The 8,479-nt window shown below is 49.3% G+C and carries 7 protein-coding genes; 1 reads left to right on the forward strand and 6 read right to left on the reverse strand.

All coding sequences use genetic code 11. The features are described 5' to 3' along the window. The first annotated feature begins 164 nt into the window (after positions 1 to 164). The gene (locus ACFQ2I_RS07190) at positions 165 to 2,222 is read left to right on the forward strand and encodes a hypothetical protein (RefSeq protein WP_377563147.1); all 2,058 of its coding nucleotides are present in this window, start codon (positions 165 to 167) and stop codon (positions 2,220 to 2,222) included. Between the two features lie 51 nt (positions 2,223 to 2,273). Here the strand turns inward: ACFQ2I_RS07190 and ACFQ2I_RS07195 are convergent, their stop codons facing one another. The 6 genes from ACFQ2I_RS07195 to ACFQ2I_RS07220 all read right to left on the reverse strand — a co-directional run bounded on the left by ACFQ2I_RS07195 (position 2,274) and on the right by ACFQ2I_RS07220 (position 8,479). Beyond that, on the reverse strand, positions 2,274 to 3,911 hold the full coding sequence (locus ACFQ2I_RS07195; RefSeq protein WP_377563149.1) for a response regulator transcription factor: 1,638 nt from the start codon (positions 3,909 to 3,911) through the stop codon (positions 2,274 to 2,276). A gap of 26 nt (positions 3,912 to 3,937) precedes the next feature. Beyond that, on the reverse strand, positions 3,938 to 5,617 hold the full coding sequence (locus ACFQ2I_RS07200; RefSeq protein WP_377563159.1) for a sensor histidine kinase: 1,680 nt from the start codon (positions 5,615 to 5,617) through the stop codon (positions 3,938 to 3,940). Positions 5,618 to 5,911: 294 nt separating this feature from the next. Beyond that, positions 5,912 to 6,658 carry a GTPase RsgA gene (rsgA, locus tag ACFQ2I_RS07205; RefSeq protein ID WP_377563151.1) on the reverse strand — a complete coding sequence of 249 codons (747 nt, stop codon included), beginning with the start codon at positions 6,656 to 6,658 and terminating at the stop codon, positions 5,912 to 5,914. A gap of 599 nt (positions 6,659 to 7,257) precedes the next feature. Next, positions 7,258 to 7,938: a group II intron maturase-specific domain-containing protein gene (locus ACFQ2I_RS07210; RefSeq protein ID WP_377563161.1), complete on the reverse strand. Its 681-nt coding sequence runs from the start codon at positions 7,936 to 7,938 to the stop codon at positions 7,258 to 7,260. A 99-nt stretch (positions 7,939 to 8,037) separates the two neighbouring features. Next, entirely contained in the window at positions 8,038 to 8,268 is a 231-nt protein-coding gene (locus ACFQ2I_RS07215) for a tyrosine-type recombinase/integrase (protein ID WP_377563153.1), read from the reverse strand. Positions 8,269 to 8,302: 34 nt separating this feature from the next. After that, positions 8,303 to 8,479: an IS3 family transposase gene (locus tag ACFQ2I_RS07220; protein ID WP_377563163.1), complete on the reverse strand. Its 177-nt coding sequence runs from the start codon at positions 8,477 to 8,479 to the stop codon at positions 8,303 to 8,305.

Below are 8,479 nucleotides of genomic sequence, written 5' to 3' on the forward strand. Positions count from 1 at the left end.
TATCATGACATTGCGTTACATCTGTTTACACGTTTCCAAGCCCTTAAGAAAGCGCTTGCTAAATAAGTAAATAGATGTAACAAAGGTGCGATTATGCATCTTGTGTTTCATTTTTGAATGAACCTATACTTGTTTTTATCCTACGTAGAAAGGCGGTTTTATTATTGTCGACATCCACATTTCAATTCGATCCCATCGTACCGTTCTTCTTTGCCAAGGAGAAGCGGCGAGACATGCTGCATGCGCTTCGTCGCATGAAATATGAAGCGGGTATCCGCAGGTTCGTGCTGGTGTTTCCCTATTGGTACGGAGAAGCGAAGGAGCTGCATGCGCTCGAAGCTTACGAGAATTTCGGAGATATGTTAAGAGAACTTCGCGAAACGTTGGCCGCAGACGATATCGAGGTGGGATGGTGGTGCGCGCCCAGCTTGCGGGTGGGACCGCAAAAGGTTGTAGAAAGCGAAAGTCCCTACTACTTCCAAAAAGTAGTCGGTATTGACGGCGCCTTGTCCAGAAAAGCGAACTGTCCGCTGGACAGCAATTTCCAGGCGCAATACTGCGACTATCTGCAGGCTGTCGTCAGCAGAGGTCGGCCCCCCGTTATCTTCTTCGAGGATGACTATCAGATGAGCCATCATGATGTCGTCGGCTTCGGCTGCTTCTGTCCGAAGCACTTGCAGCGCTTCGAGGCCAAGACGGGCCGCAAAATGACGAGAGAGCAATTGGAAGAACTGTTTCGTCAAGGCGGCGATCTCGCTGTCCAATACCGCACCTTATGGGCAGAGCTCATGAAGGATTCCCTGGTGGAGCTGTCGGAACGCCTTCGAGCGGCAGTGGATGCAATCGCCCCGGACACCAGAATGGCGTTGTGCCAACCAGGAGTAAGCGATTTTGACGGCATGATGACCGGTCCGGTAGCCAGGGCATTGGCCGGTAGCACCCGGCCTCTCATTCGATTATTCGGAACGGAATACAATAGCGACGCTGCCCAAAACTTGCCTAGAATCACGTTCCATATGCTGTACTCCAAGCAAGTGCTGGATAGAGACATGGAGCTGATTCATGAATCAGACACCTTCCCGCATACCCGGTTTTTCTTTTCCGCCGTCAAACTTCGCGCGTTAATAGCGATTTCCATGTTGTACGGTCTGGATGGCTCTCTGTCCTATATTACCCAATATACAGACGGTCCGCTGGAAGAATCGGCTTACATAGAGATGATTAGAGACAGCCGACCATTTTTCACGGAACTGAGACGCACCACGCAGCATTATCAATTCGTTGGACCGCGGATTTTGTATCGTCCGCAATCGCATGTTTTTCGGCCCATCGAAGGAGTGAGAGCGCCAGTCGTGAACGCCCCCGCCTGGGTGGCTGCGCTTGGCAGCATGGGCATCCCTTATACTCCCGGGACAGGCGAAGGGCCCGTCATGGCCTGCGGGGAGGACGTACTCGATATGAGCGAACAAGAGATTACCCGGCTGCTTCAAGGCGGCGTATTCCTGGATGGGGCAGCTGCATACCATCTGAGCCAGGCTGGATACAGTGATTTGCTGGGAGTCGAAATGACGGGATTCGAAGCCGATGAACGAGCCTCTATCGTCCATGAGAAACTGACCGAGCGAAATCTGTGGAACGATCATACGGCAGGAACGACCATGTACCATACCAATTTAACTGGCAATACGGCTTATAGCCAAGGCCTGTACAAGCTGATTCCCGGGCACGATAGCATCGTCCTATCGGAATTCGTGAATGATTACGAAAAGCCGGTGAGCGCTTCGGCCGTCATGTATACGAATCGCTTGGGAGGCCGGGTGGCCATCATAGCTTTCAACTTGCAACTCCAGTGGTTCGCCGCGGTGCATAATTACAAGCGGAAGCAGCAGTTCCGGGGCATCATCGAATGGCTCGGCGGCCGCAGCTTGCCCATCTTCGCTGAGAAAGATCCCAACCTGTTCATCATCGCGAAGGAGGAGAACGCTACAGGCAATAAGTTGGCCGCCATCATCAACATGGGCATGGATACCGCCTCCCGTCCATCCTTTGTAGTGGATTCTACGTGGAGAAAGCGGCGCGCGGCATACTTGAATGATCATGGCGACTGGATCTCATTGCCTGAACCGAACTGGCATCCATTGGACAATGACAAGTTCAGATGGGTTTGCCCGATAGCCTGTTCGACGTTAAGACCGCTGGTGATCAAATTTTCAGATGAATAGCTCTTCCGCTTCATACCGCTCACCTGGCTTAGGGGAGCGGTATGTTATTATTTACCCTTGTACTGCTTTGCGTCCGCGGTATTCTTGAGGTGTGACATGAGCATGCTTCTTGAAGAATCGAATAAAGGACAGCCTCGATTGGTAGCCGACCATCTCCGCTATTTCATAAATTTTGTGCGAAGAGTTCAGAAGCAGCTCCTTCGATCTGTTAATGCGCGCCAGCGTGATATAGTCCGATATGCCGATCCCGCTGGAATACTTGTACAGACGTGACAAGTACGACGGGTTCAGATGGACCAATTCCGCCAGTCGCGACAAGGACAGGTCATCCATCAGATGGGTGTCGATGTACTGGTTAATCCAACGGACAATGTCATGTCCATCATCAGATTCGGACGTTTCCGCACATTGCAACAATAGCTGTGCCAGGCCCCCGAAGTATTCCTCTATTTCCTCCCAGGACCTCCCGGAATCGACATGCGTCAGCATCTCAAGTCCGTATTGGGCCAGCTTGTTCACATCGTGTGGATGGACGTTCAGATAAGACAGGAAGACGGCAGCCAGCGCATGATACACCTCCAGCTTCCGGAAGCCTTTCCGGCTCCCTCCGGCAGCGTCGGACATAATCTCGGAGAACAGCTTATCGAACTGTTCCCGCTCGCCTCTTTCCAAGTAATGGCCCAGCACTTCGATTTTCTTCAGTTTCTGGCTATGCAGCTTCGATTGCTCCCAATCCACTTCCGATCCTGTCGTGACGCTGGTCATCGTGTCCGTTAAGTCAACCTCCCGGCACATTTCTTCTTGACCAAGCAATAGGAACTGCAATGCGGCGAATGCTTTGGGCACCTCCGGCCAGTTGACCGGCGATTGCGTAATCAGGAACGATACAGGCAAGCGGAGCGACGCTCTGCAAGTCTGCTGAATCCGTTCCAATGATTGCCTCTCAATCCCGACACTGTCCCTATCTGCACACCGCGGGAACAACCATAGCAGATTCGATTCATCATAAGTGAAGGAAGTCAGCTCTACAACGCCAGAGAAACACTCCTCCACCAGCGATTGCATCGCCTCCAACGAAATCCGCCGTTCGGACGGGGCAATGCCTCCCCAAGCATCGATCCGTCCCAGCAGCAAGCAGATCGGCTGTTCCACCGATAAGCCAAGCTGAGCCTCGCGAAATTTCTTGCGCATTTCCTCCGTCGATAAATTGATCTCGCCAAGTACCACCTCTCTCAGCAGCGCTTGCCTCAGCACAGAACCCGCCCGTTTCGTCTGCTGCTCGGCCAGCTCCAGCATCCTGGACGTTTCATTCTCGCTCTCCAATTTAGCCATCGCCTTCTGCACCGCTTGAACGATCGTATCGTCGCTTTCGGTTTTCAGAATATAATCGAAGCCGCCTCCGGATAACGCATTTTTGGCATACCCGAAGTCTTCGTAGCTGGTTAGAAAGATAACTTTACAGGACGGCCAGCTAGTCCGAATCTCGCCCAGCAGCTCAATCCCTTCCATTCCGGGCATTTTGATGTCGGACAGAACAATGTCCATATTCGTCCTGTTCATCATTTCCAGCGCTTTATAAGCCGAGTAGGCCTTGTAGAGCTCAACCTCATCACTAAGTTGCCTGCGAAGCAACGATACGATGCCATCGACAATAATCGGCAAGTCATCCACGATCAGAATCCGGTACATAGCGCACCCCTCATTTCTATTATGACTTAAAGTTTGAACGTGATAGACACACACAAGCCGCCGAGCTGTGATCTGCTTGGAACAATGCCGCTTCCCGGGCCGAACATGAGCTCAACTCTGCGATGCACGTTGATGAGCCCCGTCGTTTCCTGTGAATGGTTGCGGGCGCCGGCAAGCCTTGCGCTCATAGCTTCGATGTCACGATCGGTTAGGGTATCGCCATTGTCCTCTATCCTAATGTGCAGATATCCTTCTTCCACAGCCGTGTGTACGAACAATTCTCCTCCAGAGGCAAGTGCGCCATACGCATGCTTAAAAGCGTTTTCAATTACAGGTTGTACGATAAGCCTCGGCACGGATAGATCGTTGTATGCTTCATCCAGCGGCTCGAACTCGATATCTACGTATGGCCCGTATAATACGGAATGTATTTGCACATACGCCCGCGCATGCTCCATTTCCTTCGCCAGCGGAATTTGATCCGCCATATCCCGGGTAATAAATCGAAAGTAATTGCCGAGATACAAGACGAACTGGTAAGCCTCCTCGTTGTTACATTCCTTGATTAGCCGATTCAAACTAAAGAAGCAGTTGTACAAAAAATGCGGATTGATTTGTGACTGAAGCTGCTTCAGCTCTGATCGCTGATTGCGGATTTCCTTCTCGTACACTTCGTGAATGAGCACGTCCAGCTTGGACACCATGCTGTTAAAGCGATGATACAAATAATTGAATTCATCCCGCCTGGCGTCTACATCGATAGTTAACAGCTTGCCGTCCTCCACTCTGCGAAACGCCGATACGAGTTTCCGCAAGGGGTGATGAATAATTCTATATAATGAGTAGGCGAGCAGAAAAATGATCACCACAGAGAAGACAAGCAGACCCCAAGTCCATCTCTCATAGCTTTTTAGCGAACCGATGATCTTCTCTTCGAGAACGTAGACCAGTAACGAAGCGCCCAACAAGTCCGATGTCGTGTAGGACACCATGTAGGTGGTTCGGTCCAATTCAAGCGGCAGCATGCCGGATGCTTGCGCGAGACCTTCCTCTTCCTGACTGTCGATCACCACTTTTAACCGTTGCAGAAGCTCTTCATCCCGCTCGTTCGAGATGCTCCAATCATCGTCAAGTCCAAGCAGGACGGAGTTGCCTTGCTCCTGGCTCACAATGTTGCGCAATGTATGTTGAATCACGGACTGCGACAGCTCGACAGCGATGACAAAAACAGGTTCGCGCTCCGAAATGAGATGACCCGGAAACCGCGTGCTCATAAATAAGCGGCCATCATGCATAATGAGCCGGCTAGGATTAAAATTTCCCTTTAGCATATCGTATACTTCTGATGTAAGCGAGGTTTGGTAATCTGTAGTGGTTATCGTCCGATTCATGAGTGGAAGGAATACGGTCGCTTCACTCACATACGGGCTTGAGCCTTTTAATAACTGGAGACGCCTCTGGATGGCTTTCACTTTATCTGTAAAATTGCTAGGTTCCATATGCTCTTCCGAGATGCCCAGCTCCAGCAGATCCTCATCCACCGCAAATTCGTGAAACAACTGGACCACGACAGAGAGCCCTGTCTCCAGCGACTGCATATAGAAGGCGTCCCGGCTTTTGACAGACTTCGTAATTTCTTCGCTAATACTCGCCCCGCCCATCCGATTCAGCGCCAGGGTCAGCGAAGTCAAGGGGATCCATAACACCAGCAATGTCAGAACCACCTTCATAAATATAGATATGCCATTTCGTGTCAGAGAACGTTTTATCATCAAGTCACAACCACCAGTCCCTTTTAACGATAGCGCTTTCATTACGCGATTGAATGAGCACCAGCGAGAGTGGCAGCTCATCGTAATCGTCTGTCTTTAGAACTATCATTCGACAATATCGCCTCTAATTCCTGCCACTCATTTTCCAGTTGCAGTCCTAATGATACATATCGGCTAGAGCTCAATAACAACTCGTCTATCTAACATAGCAGGAAGATTACATATTTCTCATCTCATAAATTTTCCGCAAGGTATTGAGGTGCAGTGACTTATCTTCAGGCGACTCGGCGAACTTATACCACTCCACAAGCCTGTATCCGAACAGAATAAGGATATGTTCGTAGATACAATGATCGGAGATGTGCGACACATCTGCATATTCCGAAAAACCCCTGTAATACGCCGTAATGCCAATCCCTTTAATCCATTTCCGGCGTGGCTGGATACGGCATGTACCGGCACGTTGGCAGCCATTCCCTGAACCTCGGCTAACGGTGCGCTGAAATCCGGGACCAAGTCGGCTTTTGTTAAGATGACGACAGGCTGACCGCCGCTCTGTCGCGTCTGCGTCAGGTATCGCATGATGCGGCTGACCTTGAAATCCCAGTTTAGGGACGACACGATAAATACGTAATCGAAATTCGTTGCTACGACTTGCTCCAGTATCGTCTTGGCATACCCTGCAGCGTGTCCCGAATAGTCCGCGCGGGAAAACTTAGAGCGGCGAGGCAGCAGATTGGCAATGCGCGAAGAGCCGCTTTCGTTGTATTGCAGAAATACAAAATCGCCAACGCAAGGAAAATCCTCCCGAGTCCCCGCAGTGTGGTAGAACGCGCCCTTCAATACAGCCGTCACTTCTCCCCGTTCGGTGATAACGGTATATTGATCACGCTGAAGTTCGGTAATTCTTCCGGGTATTAAGCCTTTCGGCGGCGCTTCGTCTTCGATATAGCCATATTGCTTCAAATCCATCATTGAACCCATCCTCTCCAAGTGTATAAAGTTGTCTGTGGGCATAAAAATACCGCGAACAAGCAGCCTCCTAAGAAGCAGCTGTTCACGGCGAAAAACCAAAAGTCGGCTAATACAACAAGGACACGACCTTCATCTTATCCCGCTGACAGCAGTATTCACGAAAGGTTACTGTTCACGGCATAGCCCATAACACCGGTAATATTCTCGGTCGCTCTCATTCCAAGCAGTACAAAGATTGGAAGCTGCTATGCCCGATATTCGGTTAAGTTAAAACCACCAATACCATATAAGCAGTCACTTAAAACCTCTCCTTTCGCGGAAAAAAAAATGAAATACTATCTCACTTCTATAGTCTGTCATAACCCTTCGTGAGAAAGCAGTAGAAAACTTAGTTATAAGATAATTTTACCTGTTAGCTTCCTCTCCAACTGTCTCATACATAATGGTAAGCAGGCCGGGCAGCTTTCCATTAAGAAGAAAGAGGATAAACACTCTAAATCGAGTAGGCCTATGCGCATGCGCATAGGCCTCTCACAGATCCGGACATGCGGGTCATCGCATCCGGACATGCGGGTCATCGCATCCGGCTCCTCCAGTGATTATCCCCTCTGGGGATGAAGTTCTTTGTAAATCGTAAGAAGACTACATAGACCGATTTCCTCAAACCACTTATTTGGCATTGCATATTGGGCATAGGTGGAGTGCGAACTTCTCCACGCTGTCATGCGTAACCCCGGCATTTCCTTGTTGTCCCATCCTCGTCTCCGCATTTCTCGATGGAGCTTTCTTATCTTCTTCCAACTGCGCAGCTGAACGGCTCGAAGACGTCTCCTGACCCAGGCATCCCACTGTCGAAATCGACTTTGTACGTCTCCAGTCCCAAAGTAGTTTGCCCATCCTCTAAGATATGGGTTGAGTATCTTCTTCACCAGTTCTTGCACATTAACGGTCTGATTCCGCCTCGTGATTTCTTTCACTCGTTCCTTGAATTTCACCACGGCTTTATCTGATGGTGTCATCCGTTTGCCAGGTTTAAATTCATGACCCAAGAAGACAAATGACTCTCTTTTACTGTTGGCGATCTTCGTTTTCTCGGGATGCACTTTCAGTCCCATTTCTCTTTCTAGCAACTTAACGACTGACTTAAGCACTCGTTCTGCACCTTTCTGCGTCTTGCAACAGATAACGAAGTCGTCTGCATAACGCGTCAGTCGATGCCCTCGTTCTGTCATTGCTTTGTCGAGTGGATGCAGATAGATGTTTGCCAGTAAGGGACTGATGACACCGCCTTATGCAAAGTAAATCATTATGCAAAGTAAACTTCATAAAGCCGCAATATAAAAGGATCTTTACTCCATTTACTTTGCATAATATCTGACCTACTTGAGTTCAGATAGCCATGAAAGCAACGCCTGGTCCTGGCCCCAGTCAGGAAGATTGTTATCAATCAGATCGGGATAGGCGTTTTCAATCGCTTTTCTTTTTGTCTCGGTATCCGCTCTGGCATAGAGTTCTGTCGTTTTTAAATCGACATGCCCAAGAAAATCGCGAATGTAGATGAGGTTTACTCCTGCCTGTAGTAGATGCATAGCCTTGGAATGACGAAACATATGTGGACCTCTGTCAAGATAGTAGACACAAAATTTAGTAATTCACCGTATTGAAGTGATATTGTTGTTCAAAATCAGTAGGCGTACAATACCCAATTGACGAATCGATGCGCTCGTTGTTGTAAAAGACCTCAATGTACTCAAAGATGCTTTTCTCGGCTTCGGAACGGGTTGCATACTTGTTCAAGTAGATCAGTTCTTTTTTGATGAT

This window comes from Paenibacillus chungangensis, from assembly GCF_042675905.1.
GTDB classification, from domain to species: Bacteria; Bacillota; Bacilli; order Paenibacillales; family Paenibacillaceae; genus Pristimantibacillus; species Pristimantibacillus chungangensis.